The organism is Bradyrhizobium xenonodulans (assembly GCF_027594865.1).
Taxonomy (GTDB): Bacteria; Pseudomonadota; Alphaproteobacteria; order Rhizobiales; family Xanthobacteraceae; genus Bradyrhizobium; species Bradyrhizobium xenonodulans.
In genome coordinates this window covers 7,064,146-7,085,599 of sequence record NZ_CP089391.1, presented here as the reverse complement: position 1 = coordinate 7,085,599, position 21,454 = coordinate 7,064,146, and the positions used below count along the sequence as shown (strand labels likewise).

Annotated in this window: 14 protein-coding genes and 5 pseudogenes; 11 read left to right on the top strand and 8 right to left on the bottom strand. The window is 56.4% G+C overall.

All coding sequences use genetic code 11. From position 1 onward, the window contains the following. Positions 1-399: 399 nt before the first annotated feature. The gene (locus tag I3J27_RS33585) at positions 400-582 is read left to right on the top strand and encodes a hypothetical protein (protein ID WP_270163153.1); all 183 of its coding nucleotides are present in this window, start codon (positions 400-402) and stop codon (positions 580-582) included. An 802-nt stretch (positions 583-1,384) separates the two neighbouring features. Beyond that, the gene (locus I3J27_RS33580; RefSeq protein WP_270163152.1) at positions 1,385-2,437 is read left to right on the top strand and encodes a KamA family radical SAM protein; all 1,053 of its coding nucleotides are present in this window, start codon (positions 1,385-1,387) and stop codon (positions 2,435-2,437) included. A 737-nt stretch (positions 2,438-3,174) separates the two neighbouring features. On the opposite strand, the gene I3J27_RS33575 is transcribed toward I3J27_RS33580, so the two are convergent. Then, complete coding sequence (locus tag I3J27_RS33575) at positions 3,175-4,173, bottom strand: NAD(P)H-dependent flavin oxidoreductase (protein ID WP_270163151.1); 999 nt, start codon at positions 4,171-4,173, stop codon at positions 3,175-3,177. A gap of 1,926 nt (positions 4,174-6,099) precedes the next feature. Here I3J27_RS33575 and I3J27_RS33570 point away from each other — a divergent pair. Further along, positions 6,100-6,885 (top strand): SDR family NAD(P)-dependent oxidoreductase, encoded by a 786-nt coding sequence (locus tag I3J27_RS33570; protein WP_270163150.1) that lies wholly within the window; start codon positions 6,100-6,102, stop codon positions 6,883-6,885. A 284-nt stretch (positions 6,886-7,169) separates the two neighbouring features. On the opposite strand, the pseudogene I3J27_RS33565 reads toward I3J27_RS33570, so the two are convergent. The 4 genes and pseudogenes from I3J27_RS33565 to I3J27_RS33550 form a co-directional block, all read right to left on the bottom strand. Continuing rightward, positions 7,170-7,331, bottom strand: a pseudogene (locus I3J27_RS33565) (IS5/IS1182 family transposase); the annotation flags it as partial. Between the two features lie 13 nt (positions 7,332-7,344). Further along, a pseudogene (locus I3J27_RS33560) lies at positions 7,345-8,155 on the bottom strand (IS3 family transposase); the annotation flags it as partial. A gap of 220 nt (positions 8,156-8,375) precedes the next feature. Continuing rightward, entirely contained in the window at positions 8,376-10,010 is a 1,635-nt protein-coding gene (locus tag I3J27_RS33555; RefSeq protein WP_270163149.1) for a class I adenylate-forming enzyme family protein, read from the bottom strand. 904 nt (positions 10,011-10,914) lie between these two features. Further along, positions 10,915-12,072: an aminotransferase class I/II-fold pyridoxal phosphate-dependent enzyme gene (locus I3J27_RS33550; protein WP_270163148.1), complete on the bottom strand. Its 1,158-nt coding sequence runs from the start codon at positions 12,070-12,072 to the stop codon at positions 10,915-10,917. A 536-nt stretch (positions 12,073-12,608) separates the two neighbouring features. On the opposite strand from I3J27_RS33550, the gene ectB reads away from it, so the two are divergent. Then, positions 12,609-13,910 carry a diaminobutyrate--2-oxoglutarate transaminase gene (gene ectB / locus I3J27_RS33545; protein ID WP_270163147.1) on the top strand — a complete coding sequence of 434 codons (1,302 nt, stop codon included), beginning with the start codon at positions 12,609-12,611 and terminating at the stop codon, positions 13,908-13,910. A gap of 746 nt (positions 13,911-14,656) precedes the next feature. Here the strand turns inward: ectB and I3J27_RS33540 are convergent. From I3J27_RS33540 to I3J27_RS33530, 3 genes and pseudogenes are all read right to left on the bottom strand, one after another. Beyond that, on the bottom strand, positions 14,657-15,655 hold the full coding sequence (locus tag I3J27_RS33540) for an ATP-grasp domain-containing protein (RefSeq protein ID WP_270163146.1): 999 nt from the start codon (positions 15,653-15,655) through the stop codon (positions 14,657-14,659). 552 nt (positions 15,656-16,207) lie between these two features. Next, positions 16,208-16,514 (bottom strand): annotated as a pseudogene (locus tag I3J27_RS33535) (transposase); the annotation flags it as partial. 133 nt (positions 16,515-16,647) lie between these two features. Beyond that, positions 16,648-17,142 carry a GNAT family N-acetyltransferase gene (locus tag I3J27_RS33530; RefSeq protein ID WP_270163145.1) on the bottom strand — a complete coding sequence of 165 codons (495 nt, stop codon included), beginning with the start codon at positions 17,140-17,142 and terminating at the stop codon, positions 16,648-16,650. Positions 17,143-17,660: 518 nt separating this feature from the next. Here I3J27_RS33530 and I3J27_RS33525 point away from each other — a divergent pair. From I3J27_RS33525 to I3J27_RS39365, 7 genes and pseudogenes are all read left to right on the top strand, one after another. Beyond that, positions 17,661-18,200 (top strand): GNAT family N-acetyltransferase, encoded by a 540-nt coding sequence (locus tag I3J27_RS33525; RefSeq protein WP_306417038.1) that lies wholly within the window; start codon positions 17,661-17,663, stop codon positions 18,198-18,200. Positions 18,201-18,747: 547 nt separating this feature from the next. Further along, entirely contained in the window at positions 18,748-19,083 is a 336-nt protein-coding gene (locus I3J27_RS39280) for a transposase (protein WP_370691906.1), read from the top strand. A gap of 42 nt (positions 19,084-19,125) precedes the next feature. Next, positions 19,126-19,302, top strand: coding sequence for an IS66 family insertion sequence element accessory protein TnpB (tnpB, locus tag I3J27_RS33520; RefSeq protein WP_306417037.1), 177 nt, complete (start codon positions 19,126-19,128; stop codon positions 19,300-19,302). A gap of 374 nt (positions 19,303-19,676) precedes the next feature. Continuing rightward, positions 19,677-19,781, top strand: a pseudogene (locus tag I3J27_RS39380) (IS66 family transposase); the annotation flags it as partial. Between the two features lie 62 nt (positions 19,782-19,843). Beyond that, a pseudogene (gene tnpC / locus I3J27_RS39375) lies at positions 19,844-20,570 on the top strand (IS66 family transposase). Continuing rightward, entirely contained in the window at positions 20,560-20,958 is a 399-nt protein-coding gene (locus I3J27_RS39370) for an IS66 family transposase (protein WP_441465706.1), read from the top strand. The pseudogene tnpC and the gene I3J27_RS39370 overlap by 11 nt, the downstream one beginning before the upstream one ends. 21 nt (positions 20,959-20,979) lie before the next feature. Continuing rightward, complete coding sequence (locus I3J27_RS39365) at positions 20,980-21,234, top strand: transposase domain-containing protein (RefSeq protein ID WP_441465705.1); 255 nt, start codon at positions 20,980-20,982, stop codon at positions 21,232-21,234. Positions 21,235-21,454: the final 220 nt, after the last annotated feature.

Genomic DNA, 21,454 nt, shown 5'->3' with positions numbered 1-21,454 from the left:
CGGACGTCAGCCTGGCCGTTTTCGACGTGGTTCATCTTGATCGAGACGATGAGGCTTTACATCAATGCTGGACGATTGCCGTCCGCGATCGGACCGCGAAACAACCAGGATTTCCGCCCCAGGGCGATTCCGCTCACGCCGCGTTCGGCGGCGTCGTTCGAAAGACAGATACGGCCGTCGAAGGAAGCAGGTGAGCGCTCTCCAGCGTTTGAGCATGTATTCCAGGGATCGCCGAGTGGATGATCCGGCTCAAATAGAGCGACCGATTAGGCGACAACTCTCAGGACCGCGAATAGCGGTCCCGCCAAGCTCGCTCGCGATCTACTCTACTGTAGGATGGACAGCGGTCGCCTGGACACCGAGGCTGGCTGATCGGATCGCCTTGAGGCTGTCAGCAGCGTGGCGCTGCTGGTGCGTGACAATACCAAAGTCGAAGTGATCAAGGTCGGCTTTGCGATCTTGGGATCAATCGCAGCTACAGGCGTGGCGAAGCATTACAGCAGCGCGTTCTGCCCGCCAGGCCACGACGGCCGCAGGGCAAGGCGAAGGGTCGGCCAAGTGGTCCTGTTGATCGATCGTTGACTGCTCGGGCGGTGCACCACCGCACCTTCCGCCGGTGCGCCGGTCAAATCACTATCGACGCGCCATCGCTGGCATGGTCGACGATAGCTTGCCGCCGCCGACATGCTTGGGCTTTTGCGCGCGATCCACCGAAGCTCAGTACCGCTCTGCGACACGTTGTTACTCGCGCATCGGGGCTAACCTGGCCGTTGCCCGATGACGTTAGCGATCCGTCGCTGGAAACTCGGCTGTTCGCACAGGGCGCATCGCAGCCCTCCTCGTGGTTCCCCTTGCAAGGCCGAAAGGCGGGATCGTAGCGGAGCCAGAAGAGGCCTATTAGTTACCCCGAAGCGACACTATTCAGGAATGTTGGGCGCGACAATCTCTCAATGACGGGTGACATCATTCCGGAATCGCGGGTGAAATAGAGCGGCATCTCTGCATCCTGATCTCAGGCGTGTCCCTTCTTGATAGCGCACATTGATGACCTTACATTGCGCGCCGCCTTGTTGGTGATTAGCGTGCGGCCGGTCCGTCGGACCTAGCCGCCGACAGTTTCGCAAGCGTGCGAACCGGCCGTGCTACCGTTCCGGAACTCTTTTCCTCCGTTCTATGCTCGCTTCCAAACACTACCTCCTCAATATCGAGTCCTATATTTCTCACCAAAGTAGGTAGGTTTCCGCACATTAGTGATGCTGTACCATTGGCGAATAGCTCGCCAGCCGACTATCTCGCCAGCCGGCTATGGAGTCAGTTCGTCACGATAGCAGCCAGGTAGCCGCAGCGACAACTATAGCCAATTCGGCATCCTAGAGGACAGGTCATGAAATTTATCGAAGGGACGCGCGCCGTTACCGAGGGTGAGCTGCAGGCCAACAACATCACGCGTCATCACGTCACAAGTTTCTATAGCAAACAAATTACCAAAAGTGGTTACTACGAGCAGCTTAGACGGGTTGTGGAGCCGTCACTTGAGGAGTTCGAGAGTCCCGGCAGCTTAGATACGAGCGGGGAGCACGCCAACACGGTCGTGCCTGGTCTCCAGCATAAGTACGCTCAGACCGGGTTGTTGCTAGTAACGAACCGTTGCGCTTCATATTGCCGGTACTGCTTTCGCAAGCGCATGGTCGGTAAGGACTCTGATGAAATTGCGCCTGATTTCGCTCAGGTTGCGCAATATATCGGCCGGCATCCCGAGATGACGAACGTGCTGCTATCGGGAGGGGACCCGTTCGTGCTCAGCACCGCCAAGCTCAATGAGATTGTTGATCACTTGCTGCCAATCGCACATCTGGATTCCATTCGATTCGGCACAAAAATGGTTGCCTATGAGCCCAAGCGGTTCGAGGATTCCGCTCTTTCGTCTTTGTTCCAAAGAATCCATCAAACAGGCAAGACAGCGACAATCGTCACACATTTCGATCACATCGGTGAGATCTCGGTCGACGCAGAACGCAGAATTCGTTCTTTGCGTGCACAGGAAGTGCAGTTCCTCAATCAGTCCGTGCTCCTTGCGAAAGTCAACGATGATCCCGAGATCTTGGCGGCGACATTCGCAAGATGTCACCAAATTGGAGTGCGCCCTTACTATCTTTTTCAGGGCAGGCCAGTGAAGGGCGCGTCACACTTTCAGGTTGCATTGCGTCGTGGAATAGAGATTACGCGCAGCATCAACCAACGTCTCAGCGGTATCCAAAAAACATTCAAATACATTATGTCGCATTGCACAGGAAAAATCGAGATCCTGGACCTGGGAGATGATGGCCGGGTGTACATGCGATATCATCAAAATAAGGCTCCCGAAAAGATTGGAAAGATATTTTCCCGGCCGTACGTCGAGAATGCCTGCTGGTTGGACGATTTGCCCGAAGGATGAGCCGAGGCAACGCGATGCTGATTACCGATCGAGGGCCTCTGGAAAGAACTTGAGGTCAGCGGGCCGCTGCGGCCGAGCAAGGATTATGTTCGCCTTCCCTGCGCGATCGAACGCTGTCCACGGGGGCAGCCGTATCCATGTCATGGCCCGACGGAAACGCTCCCCTGAGTGAGGTATGCGCAACGAGATTGCCTCAGCGGAGGCCGCACTCCTCGCGCTGCTCTTTGTCTGCCGCTCGGTTTAGCGATCGCCGGACTAGCCATGCTGAGAACCTCTTCCATTTGTAAATTGCCGTTCCTCACGGAGTTCGGTGCCCATTGTCGCCATCGATATTTTTCCGCAGGTCCCGCGCCAGACGCACAAAAAGGTTTAGCGGCTTGGAGCCTATTCGTGTAAGCACAGACGGGTGCAGCCCGACTATATCGTGCAACGCGAACAGAGCCGAGATCTCTTCAAAAGAACAGGCATCCGCTTCCTATACCCTCATCGAACAACGTGCCTCATTGGCGGACTCCGTCGATCGCTCTGAGATGCAGGAAACGAGAAGCGATGAGCCGGTTCGGACGTCGGCAACGCAGAAAATCACTTTAGGGTCCGTCTACTTGGCGCGCCGTTTTCCCGAGGGTACCTCGTGGCTGCTAAACCACCTAGATGCGACCTCGACCACCAGTCGGGCTATCTCGCGCCCAAATGCACGTTCGAAATGTTTGCCCAAGGCCCTAGAGGGGACTTACACTTTAGCGTTGTGCTGGCCACATACGCGTGCAAACGGCGTTCGCCAGTGCCGCCTCGTACTCTCCTGCGATTTCCTTGACGAGGTCGGCAGCACCCATGATTGAGCGCACCCCCGACACTGAATGACCAGCACACCAGATATTGTCCCAACGCGGCGGACCTTCGCCAGACCTGATACTGCCACATCTTTGCATTGCATGCCTTTCGGACACTGACTCGTCAAGTTTTGAAGGATCGAGACCTACCGCGACAATTGAACTCCGCAGCACGTTCGCATTGAGTCCCCAAAATGCGCTGGTTAAGATGATGTCATCAAGCGTGCTTTCGAGCAACATCTGCCGATAGGTGGCGCTAGCCATGCTTTCCCTGGTGGCGATGAAGCGAGTACCCATGCAAGCGAGATCGCAGCCAAGCATCTGCGCTGCCGCTAGTGAAATGCCATCTGTGATGCCGCCGGCAAGTACAATTGGACCATCGAATATGGCGCGGACTGAGCGAACAAACGCAAACGGATTGGCCCACCCGGTATGGCCTCCCGCGCCGGCGGCCAGCAAAATCAAGCCGTCCGCTCCGGCTTCGATGGCTTTCTCAGCATGGTGCAGCGAGGCAATATCGGCGAGCACGAGACAGCCGATTTCGTGCAAGGCATCGACTGCAGCAGCCGGCGATCCCACGCTGGTGATGGCAATTTCCACCCTGTGACGTACAATACAGGCAAGATCATCCTTGAACCGTCGGTGACGGATCATGAGTGTTGGGCAGTGCGGCGCGACAGGCTGGTCCAACTTTGCGAGATCATGTTCAATCCGGGCTAGCCATTGATCGAGCTCCTCAACCGATCGGGCGTTGGTGGTGGGAAACGCGCCGATGATTCCCGAACGGCAGACGGTAGTCACAAGGTCCACCCCCGAGACATCGGCCATGGGCGCGGCGATCAGGGGGAGCGTCAGCCGGGAAGATAGGGTACTGGGCAATCTGCCATTCTCGTAAAGTGTAGTCATGGCTGTCGTCCTTTGGGCTGAAGCGCGTTTCGGAAGATATGTTCGGGGAAGCAGCCGCTCTTCTGGGTCGAGAGCGCCTTGACGGTTGGCATTTGCGACATCGGTGAAGCATGAGTAGCATTAGCTTGACGGCCGAGTATGCAATTGACGAGTTCGACGCAAAATGCGATCGGCGCCGATCGCTGTTGGTCCAGGCAGACAAGCTAAAAGCATTGTTAATGACCGCTGGCGACAATAACTGGTCGATTGACATCGCGAACTCCGCGAGGAGCTTTTTGGCAAACCTGACGCCTACCAATTGGTGGCATGCTCATGCAATCCGTTCAATTGTTAACCTTGAGAGTTGACTAGAGCGCAGATGATAAGTCAGTCGCTGATTCCAGCTGCAAGGAGCTCGGGCCGTCATCCGCGTTGGCGTGCAGGATGCCGGCATAGCGGTCCAGATGCACACGGCGATGCTCAGTCACGTGAGTAGTAGAGTATCGCTGCCGGGCGTAAATCCCGGCATCGGTCTGTGTCTGTCCTTCCTCGGCAGCACCGGCGGTGTCGAAACATCGCGTCGAAAGCGATCGGCGGCCATCACATGGGCCTTGCCAGGCGCAGGATCGAGCGCCCCCCGCACAGACTGATCTCACGGCATCCGTGATGATCGACAATGCGTAGTGCTCGGCCTGCGACTCAGCGGTCGATGCTGGCTAGGGCGCCGGGGGCTTGACTGAGCCTCTCGCAATGGCGGTACGAGAACCTCTCCTGAATACTCTCGGTCACCTTCCGCCGGCTCGGCGTCACTTCTAGTGTGCGGCCACAGTGTTGCCGAGCTTGCGCAGGCGACTGCTGCCGCGGCGATCACAAGCCGTAGGCCCATTGATCAGCACCCGCTCTCGGGTAAGGGAACCGCATATGGATTGTCCTAAGATGCGGCAACCCCAAATCTGTTGGATCAACCGCGCTTCGCTGTCGTCAACTCAGTTGCGGAGCCCGCCAGCCAGGGCGCTCGAGTCATGGCATCGGAATATACCCATAAAGAGTGACGATGACCTGGCCACCTTCGAAGAAGCGGACGTCGTAGAGCCGACAATGGCCGACCTGCCGCTCGGCCTGAAGGGCACGATCTCAGAGTTGGAATTGCACATTATCAAGAACCAGATGACGAGCGGTTCCTGGCGAAATCGGAACGGAGCGACTTGCCCTCTCGTTCGCGATCCTTCTGAAGTGCTCATCAAGGACGCCAGTCTCGAAGTACCGGCACACTGTTGCTGCTGTTCGAGACCTCTTGAAGGTGTGGATGGGCGCGCACGTGATGCGGACCTTTGCTTACCACGGCCTGGCACTCGCCTCGCAGCGACCGCCATGGCAACTATCGGCAGCGATGATGTCCTTAAGAACCCGGCTTATGTAGGCGCCTTGTCTATGGCAGGACTTGGCAGAAGGTATCCCAAACAACGGGACAGTGGCCACTAGAATCCCCGTGTCGTGGAACGAACCTGGAGGACTGTGGTGAAGGAAAAGTACCTAGGCTAATCGATGAGAGACCTCGAGAAGATCCAGGCGATGCTGCGCAATCGGGCGGAGTACCAGCACATTACCCAGTCATGGCATGCGTTACAAGGACGGTAATCCAGAGTGGCGGGTTGGAAAATGGCGACGTCCCAGGTCAGCCCGATCCGGGCTCTCAACTCATCGGCGGTTTTGGTCCATCGGAACGGTTTGGGCGCGACACAGCACCATTGGTACATCCTATACCCTGAGGTGCTACATCCTATTTAATTCGGTAGCTGCAAAGCTGCGTGGCAATGCTTTAGCTTTGCTTCGAGCGAGCGAAAAGCCGACAGATACACAAAGAGAGTTACTTCGGCGCATGATGATGGCGAGCCCGCTATTCGGGCGCCGAATTAACCGAAAGCTTGCGCGATGAGGGCATCAACGATGGCAGAGTATGACTTGTGTGCGATTGTGACGGGTTCGGCGTCGGGACTTGGGGCCGCAAGTGCGCGTCTACTTGCCGCGGACGGTGCCCGCCTTGTGATCAACTATTCCAGTAACCGAAAAGATGCCGAAGCGACCGCCGAAGCGTGCCGCAATGCTGGCGCCGCTGAGGTCTTGGTTGTGCAGGGCGACGTGTCGCGTGATCAGGATTGCAACAGGATAGTTGCCGCTGCGGCTAGTTGGGGAAAGCTCGATGTACTTATCAATAACGCCGGCATCACCAAACACGTGCCGCATCATACTCTGGAGGGATTATCGGCTGATGACTTTCAGCAGATTTACGCGGTAAACACCATCGGGCCATATCAAATGATTCGTGCGGCACGATCGTTGTTGGAAGCCAACGTCCAAGCCTGCGGCGTTACAGCCGCGGTGGTCAACATCTCCTCAGTCGCAGGAATAAACGGCGATGGGTCGTCGTTAGCGTATGTCGCGAGCAAGGGTGCGCTGAACGTCATGACCTTGTCGCTGGCCAAAGCCCTCGCGCCCGCTATCCGCGTCAACACAGTTTGTCCAGGCTATATTGACACGTCTTGGTATGCCAAGGGATGTGGCGAAGCGCGGGCCAAGGAAGTCCGAGATGCGATAACTGAGAAGGCCGCGCTGAAGATCGTCTCTAGTGCCATGGACATCGCGCACCTCGTCCATTTTTTGGCGAGTTCCGCTTCGAGCCATATGACTGGTGAGTGTGTACGCATGGACGCCGGCTTGCACTTGGTTCGATAAATGACTATCGAATCGGGGTGCCGATACGCTCGTTCCGAGCTTGACCGCAAGACGATACGATTAAGCTGTGCCTTGAAGGGCCGGAAATGAGTGATGGCCCAACCAATCTCATCTTCGGAGTTCTGTGTGATCGTGGCGCCTGTGAGCCAAATCGTTTTTAGTTCGGCATTCGAGACCGAGGGGCGTTAATGCCCCTTTGATGTCGAAGCCAGCGGGTCAGGTCATCGGATATGCTTCTGTGATCTATGCTTTTGCGAGGCGGTGCAGTTGTTGGTGATGGCGTATCAGAGCACGACGGCACGGACCTTCTCGATGCCGCGCACGGTCAATTGCCTGAGGTCCCAGTTCCGCCATCGGGCATGAATGCATTCGCAGATCGTGGGGGCTTTGTTCTGTGTCTTGCGGGCTTCGCTTGCCACGCGAGCAAGCCAGGCCGCGACTCCAGGACGGTATGCTGATCGCAATGCCGTTGTTGACAAGCACGTCGGTGAACGCCGCCTCCATCGTGATCGACAGCCGCCACGACGGAACCCGGAGGGTCGCCCAGTCCAGCACGACAGCGAGGTACACGAAGCCGCGCGCCATCGGGAGTTAGGTGATATCCATCGCCCAGACCTGGTTCGGGCGTGTGATCTCCATGCCGCGTAGCAGATACGGATAGATCTTGCGCCCAGGCTCAGGCTTGGTAGTGCGCGGACGGCGGTACAGCGCCTCTACCCCCATCCGCCGCATCAGCGTTTTGACATGCCGGCGGCCGATCTTGCACCCCTCGGCAGCCAGCAGGCCTCTCAACATCCGCGAACCGGCGAACGGGAACTCCAGATGCAACCGGTCGAGCCGTCGCATTGTCGCGATGTCGTCGGGCGACACCGGACGCGGCAGATAATAGACGCTGCTGCGGCTGATCTTCAAAACTTCCGCCTGCCTGGTGATCGACAGATCGTGCTCACGGTCGATCATCGTCTTGCGCTCAGCAATCCGGCCTTGGTGAGCGCGCCCTCTAAAAAATCGTTCTCCAGCGTCAGCTCGCCGATCTTGGCGTGCTGCGACTTCACATCGATGGCGGGTAACGCCGCCGCGGCGCTGCCGCCCCCTGGCCCGAACACATCGGCGGCCCCGCCCTCAAGCTGGGCTTTCCACGACGTGATCTGATTGGGATGCACGTCGAACTGCTCCGCCAATTGAGCCAGAGTTCGATCGCCCTTGACGGCGCAGGCGCCACCTTCGCCTTGAAAGCCGGGGTGTGGTTCCGGCGTGCTCGTCTGCTCATCGTCTCTCCTGATTCGCGGGCCAATCTTGCCCGCCGTCAGGCAGAAACTCCACTTATCGCCCTGTTCAGATTTGCGGAGCCGGCTCTGTTATGGATCGACAGCTACCTACTTTGATGGCAGTTGTCGGGCGTCTTGGAAAGTTGACGCCTCGTCAAACCTGCTCGCTTCCGATAGCAAGTGGAGAGTGCATACGTGCGAGAACAAGCGTGTTAATCGGTTTCACAACCAGCGCTTCTCTTTGGTGTCATAAGCCCCAGAAAGTGGATCACCGGCGGCCATCAGTTCACGTTTGAGCACTTTATTGCTGGAGATGGCTCTAGGAAGCGTCTGCGTAAAGGCAATGTACCGAGGCACCTTAAACGCCGCAAGGTGCGCGCGCGCATGATCGATAATGCGCTCTATGGTTAGACTCTCTGACGCGACGTCTCCTCTCAGTTCGACGAAAATCTTGACTTCCTCTCCTCGCTTCGAATCGCGAACCGGCACGGCGGCCACGTCCGCGATCTCGGGAATTTCGCGAATGACCGCCTCGACCTCTCTTGCAGCGATGTTCTCACTTGAGCGGCGGATCATGTCCTTCGTGCGCCCCACGAGCCAATAACACCCAAGCTCATCGCGACGCATCAGATCACCAGTCTTAAACCATTCGCCTTCAAACGAAGCGGCATTTGCTTCCGGGGCATTCCAATAGCCCTTGAGGATCCCGCGCCCGGTTACCCACAGTTCACCGACTTCGCCGATTCGAGTGGAGTTGCCATCCTCGTTCATTAGCCGCAGCGACCGAAATGGCGCGCGTATCCCCACCGAACCTGAACATGCCAACTCGTCAAGCTGGTTAGTCATTCGTGTGGCGAAACCGATCTCCGTCATCCCGTACGCTTCCTCGGTCCGCACTCGAAATCGTTTCCGGAATTGGCGCACTGTATCAGGGCTCCAGCCCCAATTCAGGATTTGCTTCAAGCAGGTCGCCCCGTCTTCGTTGGCGGCCTCCGCCTCGCGCGCTATCAACTCGGGAATCTGACACCACTCTATGCGATGCTGCTTGACCCAACAAAAGAAGCGTGTCGCGCTAAGTTGAGGAGCTAGGTAGAGCGTGCCGCCCTGTCGATACGATCTCAGAAGATGCACCGGCGGATCGACATAGAAGAATGGCTGCGCAGACAGATATCTTTGGTACGGCCCGTCGTCCCAGCACATCCCTTGATACGAAAACACGCCCCAGTAGTCATGGGTCAACATGCATCCTTTGGGAAAACCGGTTGTCCCGGACGTATATTGAATGTTCAACAAATCGTCAGGGCCGACATCCTCCTCGACCAACGAGTCGTCGGTGCCCTCGAGTAATCCAGCGATAGTATTGGATATCCTGCAGGAAGGCTGTCCCGCGAGAACTACCCTTTCCTTGGCAAGGTTTTGGGGCCAAGGCTCCATAGACGAGAACACTGACCATACCCCTTGGTCCACAACGGCGAACCTGGCCTGTGTATCGCTGAGAACATACTCAATCTCCCTTCGCGTGTACCGCATGTTGATCGGAACCATGACTGCACCAAGCTTCGCGATCGCGAACCACAGGATCGGATACTCGATGCGATTGGGAAGCATCACACCGATGCGATCCCCTTTGCGAACGCCGAGTGCACGCAACGCATTCGCATATTTGTTAGATGATCGGTCCATCTCCATATACGTCGCGCGTTCACCGCGCTCGAAGACATCGATTGCTATGGTCGATCCGTGCGTCTTTGCCCGCATTGAAACCAACTGACCGATGGTGATGGTCTTATAAGCGGCTTCCAGCGCCTCGACTTTACGCAATGCACTTGCGGCACGCTCCTTCGAGTCTGTATTCATTTTTGCTGGGCGCATTATCATGGGAAAAACCTCGAGGCTTAGAGAGAAAAAGACCCGCTTTGGAACGACGGCAACACTTCCTGAGGCCACCATGTCGATTGGGCGCGGCCGTTGCGGACTGCTCGATATGGGCAGCGCGCACCTAGTTTAGGATGCGCGGCTCGTGATTAGATTGCCGTCGTTATTGCAGTTTTTGAGAGGTGGCTCACACGTTTGACGCTCCCAAGAATTGACCAATGCTGCTCATTGGTTCGCCTGTCCTGGCGATCAGTCGTCCTTCAAACGAGAGTACTTTTTGTTCGTACCCCATTTAGACAAGTCGGCGAACTACCTACTCTGGTGAGATAATTGTGTTTCCTATTTTAAAGAGGCGCCTGGCGTAGCCGATACTGATTCGCAGGAGAGCTAGCAGCCTGAAGTAATTAGGCGCGTTCGCAAACGAAGGCCGAGTCGTCGCCATGTGTATGTAGAAGTGGCCGACGAGCATTGTCCGCAGTGCCAATCATAGCCTATCCGCGACCGCAGGCGGGGTTATCTCGGCGTGCCTTCCCAAGGGAGCTGTGCCCGGTGAAGCCGAGACCATTGTAGAAAGCGATCCAGGTTGTGGTTCCTGCCTTGGCCTCTTAGTCGGCCTAGCTTTGAGATAGATTTCCTCATGCTTGAGAAACCGCTTTTACGGCATAGGAGGTCGCACGAACCCTTACCGGGCTTGCGCCAGGCGTAGAGACGGCCGTCGAGATCTTGAGGACGGCACCACTCGACTAGGATTGAACCGTATTTCGGTCGTGGGTAGTTCCGTTTCACTTGCAATGACTCGAATGCTGGTCAACCCACAATCTTGGCCTCTTCCGCGAATGCATTCTACTGTCGCCTGCAGCTAATTACATCGATGCCTAAACATGGATCATCTCAGAGGGTAGGGCTTTCCCGTTGTTTCGACGACTGCGTCCAAAATGCCATTGCACAGCCGCTCAATGTCGGTAGCCTGGTGCTCGGACGAAATAGCCACTCTAATTCCGGCCGTTCCGCCCTCCAGCGTTGGGACGATCTTCACTGAAGTACAGAAACCGCTGTCGAGAAGCCGTCTGGCGGCGCCAATCGCGTCGGCCTCCTCCCCAACGGTGATCGTTCTAATCGGAAGTGAATTGCCTTGCTCGGCGGTTGCAAGGCGATCATCAAAGAGGCGGATACGTTGGGCCAGTCGCCGTTGCCGCTCGCCCAGTTCTTCCGAGCGGTGAATTGTGCACGACCCAAGTGCCGCGCCAACTGCGGCCAGATTGGGAGCCTCTGAAAACCCTTCGATAGTGGAGAACTGTCGAAATAAGGCCTCGTGTGCGCTTGTTCCGAGCATCAACAGGCCGCCAGATGCACCGAATCCCTCGGCCAGCGAGGCCGCTATGCATGTTCGATCGCCGAGCATTTCCGGAAACTGAGAGCGAGCAAGCCCTTCGCCTTGTCGTCCAAAGATCGATACGCCGTGAGCGTCGCTGATATGGAGAAACAGCCCATAGCGTTCCTGAAGCTGACGCAATTCAGTTAGTAGCGAATGTCCTCTTTGCGAGTAAATATCGTCACATACATAGACCACCGCGGGATTCTCGCGGCACAATCGTTCGAGAGCGCCGATGTCATTGTGGCCAATTGTTTCCACGCGGGTTTCGTCAGCGACGATCGACTTGTAACAGACCAGAGAGCCGTGCAACAAGCAATCAAACACAACAATCGGCTTTCTTCCGCCTGTCAGCCGGCCGGAAGCAAGGATGCGGATCGCTCCTAAGTTGGCGAGCAGCAGACTGGAGGAAAGTATAGCACGTACGCAAAACATCTCGGAGAGGGTCTCTTCCAGTTGTTCAAGAAGATTGGAGATGAGATGCTTTCGGGCGCAGGACCAATGTGATGACCGTTGCACCTCAATTGCTTCGATCGCTCCAGCGACGACCAACGGATGGCTGTCGAGGCCCAGGTAAGAGCATTGCACGAAATCAATTGCCTGCTGAGAAGCCTGCGGCCCCTTATCGCAAGTAATCGGGCGTGTGGGCGCATAACGTCCATCGATGGCCATAGGATCTGCCGTATGGGCTACATTACAATAGTGCCGGATAATACGGCTGGCCGTTCCCGGGCATGCGTGCGGTGTTCCGAAAGAGTCTACTCATGCGGCACCTTTCAAGGCAACGAGCCGATGTGTTGATTCACTTTCTATGCAGCCGTTTGTGCCCACAGAAGCTTAGGTGCGTCAGGCCGAATGAATTTCGGAAGACAAACGGGCCGTAAGCTAATTAAACCAGTGGCCGCTTGCCCTGGACAGCTACTACATCAAATAGGGCGTCAGCACAGGACAGCATTTTAGCAGGGACGCCATCCCAGTGTACCACCCGCGAAACGACCACGCGCGCGGAGAAATTGCGTTCTTCCATGCTGACTTAGGAAGTACGGTGGTCGATGTCACTCGGGCGGCGTCGCGGGTACGCAGTGGGCGCTCCCTCAGAGACTAGGCGTTTTGGTAGCTTCACCGCTCTCGGTTCTTGTGCAACCGTCTCGCACCCGGCCAACCGGAGAACGGTGCGGAGTTAATCACCATGGCTAAGGAGGCTACCAATGGGCGAGGCGATTGGTATCGAAGCACGTAAGTTGCACGCTGTTGAAGAACTCGAATCCAAGGTCCGATCGTACTCACGTTCGTTTCCTGCTGTTTTCAGTCGTGCGCGCGGCTCCATCATGTTGACCGAGAATGGTCGACAGATGGTTGACTTCTTCTCCGGTGCTGGTGCGCTCAATTACGGCCACAACAATCACGCTATCAAAGTTGCTGTTACCGAGTATCTGTCGTCAGATGCCATGATTCATGGGCTTGACATGGCAACTCCTGCTAAAATCGAATTTATGGAGACTTTCAATTCTTTCGTACTCGAGAGCCGGGGGATGCGGTATCGTTACCAGTTCACGGGGCCAACGGGGGCTAATGCAATTGAGGGAGCTTTAAAGCTCGCGCGGAAAGTCACAGGGCGTCAAAATATCATCTCGTTTACTCGAGGGTATCATGGCTTGAGCTTGGGAGCGATAGCCGCAACAGGCAACCGCTTTTATCGAAAAGTCAGCGGAGTTTCACTGTCTGGCACAACTTTCATGCCTTACGACGGTTATTTGGGCCCAGGCGTCGATACGGCTGAGTACGTACGAAAGTTGTTGATGGACGGCGGCAGTGGAATCGACGCTCCGGCGGCTATTTTGGTCGAAACAGTGCAGGGCGAAGGTGGTATCAATGTAGCGAGCAAGGAGTGGTTGCAGTCGATCCAGGCGATAGCAAAGGATGTAGGCGCCGTCTTCATAGTCGACGACATTCAAATGGGTTCTGGACGCACAGGAGAATTCTTCAGCTTCGAGTTTGCGGCGTTGTCGCCTGATGTCATCGTGCTGTCGAAGTCGCTAAGCGGGTACGGTCTACCGTTATCAATGTTGTTGATCAGAGAGGAACTGGACGTATGGGAACCAGGAGAACACACCGGCACGTTTCGGGGGAACAACCTCGCACTAGTGTCTGCAACCGCCGCCATAAATGCATACTGGCGCTGCCCAAGTTTCTCGGAGGAGGTTCGCCGCATGGGAGCGCTATTGCTAGACCGACTTGAGGCCATTGCGTCCGAGCACGGAAACGGTTTTTCCGTACGAGGCCGTGGTATGGCAGTGGGGTTCGATTGCCGAAAGACCGAACTCGCAGCAGCAACTGCAAGAAGGGCATTTGAGCGGGGATTGATTGTCGAACGATGCGGGCCCGACGATCAAGTCGTGAAGTTTTTCCCCGCGCTCACGATCGACCTGGAGACGTTAAATCAAGGCCTGGAAATATTCGAGAAATCATTGATCGAAACATTGACTGGAGTACGAAGCAACAACTGTTGATTGCGACCGCGTAGACAAGCACGACAGCATGAGGTTGGATCGCGAAGTATTTATAGGACCCAAAGAAAGAACAATGGTTTGCCTCGCAGCATGCAAACCCTCCTGCGTGCTGGTGTGACCGGTCGCAATCCACACCGCACGCTTTACGGAACTGGATCATTGGCCGTTCATCCCGGAAAGTCTGTAACGGCAACCTTCAGCTTCGTTACATGATTGCAGCAGTGATGCGCGCCGTCCCAGCCGTAAACTCAATCTTGATCGCGCCATCGGAGCACGGCCGGATCTGGTCGGATCCTGTGGCAGGATATCGGGCTGTCGGTCTGCGCTAAAACGCCTCTGACAGTTGGAAGGTTCATTTTGAACGTCGGCGTCGGCTGGAGCGATACCAATCTGAGTGGCAAAGATATAATGGACTCGACTGAAGTCCGTAACTAGGCTGGTAAGCGCGTAGCGTGGGCCGAGCGCCCTAGCCGCGGCCTTCTTGTGCATTTGGAGAGTCCTGCGCGTGTTGAGTGCGTCGCATGAATACTGAAGCAGCGATTCTCCGGGCAAACTGGAGCGCCGCCGGAAGTGACTTCAGAACGAACTCGAGCTTCTCGTCCTCTGGCCGGCGGCGCCGCTGAAAGTGCCGGCTCCGGAATTTTGCACAGCGCGCTAAATGGAGCTTCTGCCTGACGGCCGGCAAGATTGACCCGCGAATTACGAGATGCGATGACGAGACGAGCACGCTGGAACCACGCCGGCTTTCATGAAGACGAATCCTTCGTGAAGTGAGCGATGATTAGCTCAGCAACTTTGTCCGAACGGTCTACTCCAGAAGCAAGCTGCAAGTCGTACAGCCCTCCCGGATTTACAAGGTTTATTTCGATAATATAAGGATAGGCCATGTCTATCCCCGCGAAGTTGATTCCATGTGCCATCAGCTTTCGACCGATCGACTCGGCCAGTCCAATCTCGTCTTGATGCAGGTCCGCCGGAACGGGTTTTCCTCCAAGCACGATGTTGGACCTGTGATCGTCTGGATGCCCGAGCCGACCGTGCCAAGCAACCGCCTCTCCGCAAGCGACGAGGACACGCTTCTCGCCGCGGACCACTTCCGGAATATACTCCTGAAGAACGGTATAGTCAGCTTTGAAGCCGCCTAGTTCGCCGTAGCTGTCTTTGTGCGCAGCCGTATTTCCGGTAAGGCATTGCAGGATTGCTCGGACATTTGGTCCTTTTGGGGTCAGTAGAAAGACGTTTTGCCCGCAAGTGGAATTTGGCGGTTTGGCCACCCACCATTGATCTGAAGTTCGTTGGTAACGATCCCATAGCAACGAAAAATCGTTCGATATATATGATAGAGCTCTGTTTGCCTTGGGCACGACGTACCCCAATGCATGTTTTGGAGTAAGAAACATCAAGCCTTCGACGCTGTTAACGAAGGAGGTGTGCTGAGAGGCCAACCAAAGCATCTGCCAAATGTCAAGGGATACACGATCTTGAGGATGGTTCATGACCCAGACCAATTGGCATTCGTCGAGAAAATAGGCATTTCGTTTTCCTTCTGCCGAGGCGCCGGGATGATATGGCTCGGCATTTTGAGGCACCAAGGCTCCTCTTGTGGAAAAGCGATAATCGTCCGCCGAAATAGAATTCAATTCTCCGAAAACGACTTCGCAACCCAGCCGGCGAAACGCGTTACTGATCGGCGCGTCGTTCTCGCCTAAACAGTCGAGTGTGTTGGTGAGTATCAGCAATCTCATCAGATTCTCCTGGAGGCCAATTCCGAGCTCAAGTATCGAGAAGCCTCATCTGTGTTCCAGAGCGCGAAGATAGCTCCACTATCGAAGTAACTTAAGCCAGCACCACGACAGCCGTTGTCAGCCATCCAGTTTGGACTGAGATATCGGCTAGTGCCGCACAGCGCAGGCTGCAACGCGCGTGCCAAGGTTTTCCTGGCTCAGAAGGTTATTGAGCTCGTTCCAAAAGGCCACCTCCCACTGAAGTCCGCCATGGCTTAGATCGAACAAGACTCGCACCGTTGTCCGAAGCGAGACAACGACCATATAGTTGACCTGACAAAATCGCTTGTGGCCTGAAGATCGAGGTGGCCCGCGCATCTAGCGGTAACTCTGTGTCCAGAGGTGAAGCCTCTGCCAGAGTTGGCTCGCGGGACAGCACGCAATGGGTGTGTAGGTAGGTCCGTCGCGCAGACTTAGTTCGGGCGCGCGATCTCCATCCCACGCAGCAGATACGGATAGCCTTGTGCCCGGCTTTGGACCTGGTGGTACGCAATGTGGCGGATGGGCGCTCAACCGGGTGCTCACGAATCGGCGCTCAGCAGGCCAGCATCCCTGAGCACGCCCTTTCTAACAAATCGTTCCCAGTGCCAGCTTCCCGGTCATGGCATGCAGCGTTTTCACATCCACCGCGGGCTCCCTTGTTCTGTTGCCACCATCAGCACCAAAACGCTCCGAAGCTGGATCTTCCTTTTCGTGATCTGGTTCGGGTGCACGTCAAAATGTTCAGCCAACTGGGCCAGCGCCATCTCGCCCTTGATCGCGCTAACGCCATCTTCGCCTTGAATACCGATGCGTGATGCCGGCAGGCTCGTCTGCTCATCGTCTATCTTCATTTGGCCGGACAATTGTCCGCTGTAGAACCGCCACTTATTACCCGTCCAGATTTCCGGATTCAGCTCTGCGCGCAGTCTTCGGTATCGATGTTGCACGCACAAGCGGTCGTAGTCGGACAGTCATCGCAACTGTTTCCACAGCCATACGTCATTGTGCCATTCACCTCGAATGAGCGAAAGTTCGCGTAGCGTCACGACACGTACAAACCCGAACGAATGGAAATTCTTGGTCGCTCCGACATTTCTTTCAAGGGTACGGCCCAACAGGGCACGTAGTCCAAAAGTGTTGGCCGTGTTAATCAAATGCGCAAGCATCAGCCTTCCGATGCCTCTTCTCTGGTGTTGTTCATCAACGTAAAACGACACTTCGGAGAGCTCCATATACTCAGGACGCATCGAAAGTGTATTCAGGGAACACCATGCGATCACTTTCCCGCTCTCGTGCTGATAAACGAAAGCGGGGTAGGGGTCTTTATGCTCCCTAAGCCAATCCAGCCGTTCGGTGCGAGTTTCGGGCGACACTCGACTCATAGCAAAGACGCCGGGTGCCATCGCTTGATTGTAGATTTTTGCGATGTCTTCAGCATCTGGGTATTTAGCGCGTCGAATCACCATCAGGCACCAGTTGTTCGAAAGTCCGTTGCAATCGTGGAGTACACTGATGCAGCTACGCGCGTCTGTCGAACATTTCGATCAAACATGGGCAGCCAGACGTCAGCTGCCGCAGTGGAAGGGAGCAGCGTCAGCGAAAGTGTGCTTATCAATGCGAGTATTTTGACTGTCTATGCAAGCTACAAGCTCTGGTAGTTCTTGTCCCTTGTGCGATAGCCTTTCGTATCTTTTCTTGAGAAAGTGGGTCGGCCCCTGCACCGGTGTCGCTCTCTGATCACCAACTGCAGCACAGTTCACCACATGGGAGACCGGCATAACGCACGCAAGTCGCCACGATGGAACTCGCTAATCAACGAGCCTGTAGGCGAAAACTGCGATCGCTTCTCGAAGGGAACCTGGGTGGTGTTGCTTGGCTCGCCTTGTGAAAAGAACGTTATTGATCAATAGCTGACTAAAGAGGATGCGGTGGTCGGTAGCAGCGTTTCCTCTTTTGGACGGTACGTCAGGTATATCGCTGCCTCATGCCTGATCCGATGCCACAGAAGATTGAAAGGCCAGATATGCAGTATGAAGTGCGCCGGTTGCAAACAACTGATCTACCCGAAGTAACAGACATCTATAACGCCGCATGTCGGAATAGAGAATCGACGCAAGGAAGACGCCCGTGGAGCGTCCCGGAAATGAATGAATTTTTATTTGCGCGTCGTCCCTCATTTGTGGCCTACTCCTGTCTGAGCAATGGCAGCGTGATTGGATGGACCGCACTCACTAGGCACCATGACAATGAAGGGTTGAGGCAGACAGCGGAGATGTCGCTCTATGTTCAAGGGGCGTTTCGTCGTAAAGGAGTTGGATCCGCTCTTGCGCACGCTGTTCTAAGCCGAGCAAGTACGGCCAATCTACACTGCATCTTAGGAATGATATTTGCAGATATCCCGAACGTAATTTCTTTTGCAGAACGCAAATGTGGACTCTCGGTCGCGGGATGTCTACCCGGAGCGTTTCCCGGTAACGGGGCAAACTACGACATTCTGGTTCTCCAAAGGCTTATAGAACCATGAACTCAACTTTCGCAGAGCTTGTGAGACCAGTCATCGGTGAATAATGCGGATTTATACGCCTAGAATCTTCACCCGTTGAAGACGCGATGACATGCTGTTCCGGTTGCCGGACCGCCGGCGCGAGGAGGCGGAGTGGCGGCATGCGATCACTGGCATAGCGATCGCCTTTTGAGGCCGTCCGTCCATCGCGATCTGGAATCTACCGTGCTGTCTATGCTCTTTGTTTCAGGTTTCAGCGATCGGCGTGCACTCACGCAATCTGGCGCCTTGCTTGACGAAGCAAATTCGTGCGTTTGACAACGTCCCTGTGAACGCGCTGACAACGTCAATGAGTTCACGAAATCTGAGAGCGATGGAATGTGCGGTTCGTTTCAAACATATCGCCTACTCTAGTTTGCAGGAGTACGAGGACGATCAGAGTTGCAGCGCAATAACGCGCGTACATCGTACGGTTCCGACGAGCACCGTCCTTGTGTGACGCGGATTATTTCGCGAAGCGGGTGACCTTAAGGCTAGCTTTAAGGTCATCAGGCGATGCGTGTCGAGTATGCCCGGCTGGAGCGGGCGGCGACGTTGGTCGCGGGAACGAAAGGCGCGGATTGTCGAGGAAGCGCTGGGCGCCAAGGTGACGGAAGTCGCTCGCGGCAACGGTGCCGCTGCGAGCGTGGCGTTCACCTCGCGTCGACAAGCCCGAACGGGGTTGAAAAGATCAAGCCATGTTTTGCGCTGGTGCAGATTACCGCGGCGGCGAAAACGGGCGGGGAAAACGCGAAGCTGCCGTCGGAGAATGACGGGCGGATGCGGTGGTGCCGGCAGCCGGGACCGGACTGATCGAGATCGATCTTGGCAACCGGCGAAGTATCCGGGGGGATGTGTAAGTTGATGCGGAGCCGCTGGCTCGGGTTCTCGACGTGCTGGAGCGCCGATGATTGCCATTCCGGGCAATGTGCGGGTGTGGCTCGCGACGCGCCATACCGATATGCGACTTCGATTCCCAAGCTTGGCGCGGCTGGTTCAGGAGAGCTTGAAGCGTGATCCGCATGCTGGCGGCCTTTATGTTTTTAGGGGCCGCCGCGGTCTCATCAAAAGTAATTTGGCATGATGGCCGGGATGCCTGCCTGTTCACGAAAAGGCTGGAGCGTGGTCGCTCTCTGTGACCCTCGCTGGCCGACGGTGTTGTCACCATCAGCGTTGCGCAATTGTCCTATCTTTTGTCCGGAATTGATTGCCAGACGCCGCAGGCAACCTGGCGACGAAAGGCTTCCGGTTAAGCTGTGCTTTTTGGCTCACAGCGGAAACCGGGCGCGTTTTTTTGCGGCGAATATGGTTGGTTCGTCGTCGTAACGACGCCCTCCGATCCGCTTCCCGCCGACCTTGCCGCCGCGCATGCGATGATCCTTGCACAGCGCGAGCAGCCGACACTAGGAGAAGAGCGAAGTCACCGTCGGCCAGCTGGAGACCGAACGACTGAAGCTGATGCTGGCCAAGGCGCGGCGCGAGCAGTTCGGGCAATCCTCCGAGCGCGGCAAGCTGCTGGTCGAGCAGCTCGAGCTCGCCATCGAGGATCTCGAAGAGACGCAGGCCGAACAGCAAACCAAGGCCGAGATCGCTGCACCACAGGCCGCTCCAGAGAAGCGCACGCAATCCGCAGCCGCCGCGACGTCCGCTGCCGGACAACCCGCCGATCGAAAGGATCATTTGAACCTAGACCTTGCGCGTGCGGCAAGTGCGGCAGTGCGCGGCTGCACAAGCTCGGCGAGGTCGTCTCGAAAACCCTGGAATGCGAGCCGCGACGCTGGAAGATCATCGAGCGCGTCCGCGAGAAATGCTCCTGCCGCGATTGCGAGGCCATCACCGAGGCGCCGGTGCCCTCGCATCCGATCCCGCGCGGTTTTGCCGGGCCAAGCCTCATGGCGATGGTTCTGGTGAACAAGTTCCTTCTGCACCAGCCGCTGAACCGTCAGAGCAAGACCTATGCGAGGGCATCGCGATCGATGTCTCGACGCTGGAAGATCGGGTCGGCGCCTGCGCGGTGGCGCTTGAGCCTCTTATTGAGGCCATCCGGACGCACGTCATGCGCGCGGAACGCATTCATGCCGACGACACCACGGTCGCGATGCTGGCGAAAGTGAAGGCCATGGTCGCGCGGATCTGGATGTATATTCGCGATGACCGGCCATTTGCCGGCACCGATCCGCCGGCGGCATTGTTCTATTACTCGCGCAACCGGGCTGGAGAGCATCCGGCCATCTTGCTGGCTACGTTGGTCTGATGCAGGCCGATGCCTTCAACGGCTACAACGATCTCTACAGAGCCAATCGGAAACCAGCGCCGATCCTTGAGGCAGCGTGCTGGTGCCATGGCCGCTGAAAGTTCTTCCGTGGCGAAATCGGGAAAGGCCCCGATTGCGACCGAAGCGGTGCGGCGCATCGATGAACTGTTTGAGATCGAGCGCGCCGTCAACGGACAAACACAGGAACAACGGCTTGCCCTGCGCCGTGAAAAATCGAAGCAGATCGTCGATCTCGAAATCTGGATGCGCCAGCAGCGCGCCTTGCTCTCATCAAGCAACGACACTGCGAAGGCGATCAACTATCTCCTCAACCGCTGGGCAGCGTTCACCCGCTTCCTCGATGACCGCCGCGTCTGTCTCACCAACAACGAGGCCGAACGGGCCTTGCGCGGTGTGGCGGTCGGAGGAAAAAAGCAGACCTTTGCCGGTTCAGATGCCGGCGGCCATCGTGCCGCCGCCGTCTAAACGCTTGTCGAGACCTGCAAGATGAACGACGTCGATCCCCAAGCCTGGCTTGCGGACGTGCTGGCCCGGCTCCCCGATTTATCCCGCCAACAAAGTCGCCGACCTTCTGCCCTGGAGTTGGAAGGCGAACCAGCAGCACAAGGGCGCCCTTGCCGCCTGAGTGATCTTCACCCGAAGATCGCGCCTACCTGGGGTGCTGGCCGGGTGCGTACCGTACATCAACAAGAACTGCGCCCCAAGCGCCGGTTGCAGGCCGCGCTCGACTCAGCAGGGTGATGCGTTGCGGTTGGTGGGAGTGAATGATGCGCGACTTCTACGGATGGGAAATAAAATGCTCATTGCAACGGATGCGACGGTGATTGATGCCCCTGTGGCTGGGTGGCCTATCTGGAAGTAAGTTGAATCGGCTTGGCGTCTGCGGGCAGTGGGCGTGCGTATGTCCGAAACCAAACAGACCTGATGTCTAGAATCCGCCAAGCTGTTTGGAGCGCGACAT

What these genes read in the sequence shown, in the direction of transcription:
- I3J27_RS39280 (WP_370691906.1), top strand. Translation starts at nt 18,748, where the DNA reads ATGCCCGGCTGGAGCGGGCGGCGACGTTGGTCGCGGGAACGAAAGGCG.
- I3J27_RS33525 (WP_306417038.1), top strand. Translation starts at nt 17,661, where the DNA reads ATGCCTGATCCGATGCCACAGAAGATTGAAAGGCCAGATATGCAGTAT.
- I3J27_RS39365 (WP_441465705.1), top strand. Translation starts at nt 20,980, where the DNA reads ATGAACGACGTCGATCCCCAAGCCTGGCTTGCGGACGTGCTGGCCCGG.
- tnpB (WP_306417037.1), top strand. Translation starts at nt 19,126, where the DNA reads ATGATTGCCATTCCGGGCAATGTGCGGGTGTGGCTCGCGACGCGCCAT.
- I3J27_RS33540 (WP_270163146.1), bottom strand. Translation starts at nt 15,655, where the DNA reads ATGAGATTGCTGATACTCACCAACACACTCGACTGTTTAGGCGAGAAC.
- I3J27_RS33550 (WP_270163148.1), bottom strand. Translation starts at nt 12,072, where the DNA reads ATGGCCATCGATGGACGTTATGCGCCCACACGCCCGATTACTTGCGAT.
- I3J27_RS33580 (WP_270163152.1), top strand. Translation starts at nt 1,385, where the DNA reads ATGAAATTTATCGAAGGGACGCGCGCCGTTACCGAGGGTGAGCTGCAG.
- I3J27_RS39370 (WP_441465706.1), top strand. Translation starts at nt 20,560, where the DNA reads ATGGCCGCTGAAAGTTCTTCCGTGGCGAAATCGGGAAAGGCCCCGATT.
- I3J27_RS33555 (WP_270163149.1), bottom strand. Translation starts at nt 10,010, where the DNA reads ATGAATACAGACTCGAAGGAGCGTGCCGCAAGTGCATTGCGTAAAGTC.
- ectB (WP_270163147.1), top strand. Translation starts at nt 12,609, where the DNA reads ATGGGCGAGGCGATTGGTATCGAAGCACGTAAGTTGCACGCTGTTGAA.
- I3J27_RS33530 (WP_270163145.1), bottom strand. Translation starts at nt 17,142, where the DNA reads ATGGTGATTCGACGCGCTAAATACCCAGATGCTGAAGACATCGCAAAA.
- I3J27_RS33570 (WP_270163150.1), top strand. Translation starts at nt 6,100, where the DNA reads ATGGCAGAGTATGACTTGTGTGCGATTGTGACGGGTTCGGCGTCGGGA.
- I3J27_RS33575 (WP_270163151.1), bottom strand. Translation starts at nt 4,173, where the DNA reads ATGACTACACTTTACGAGAATGGCAGATTGCCCAGTACCCTATCTTCC.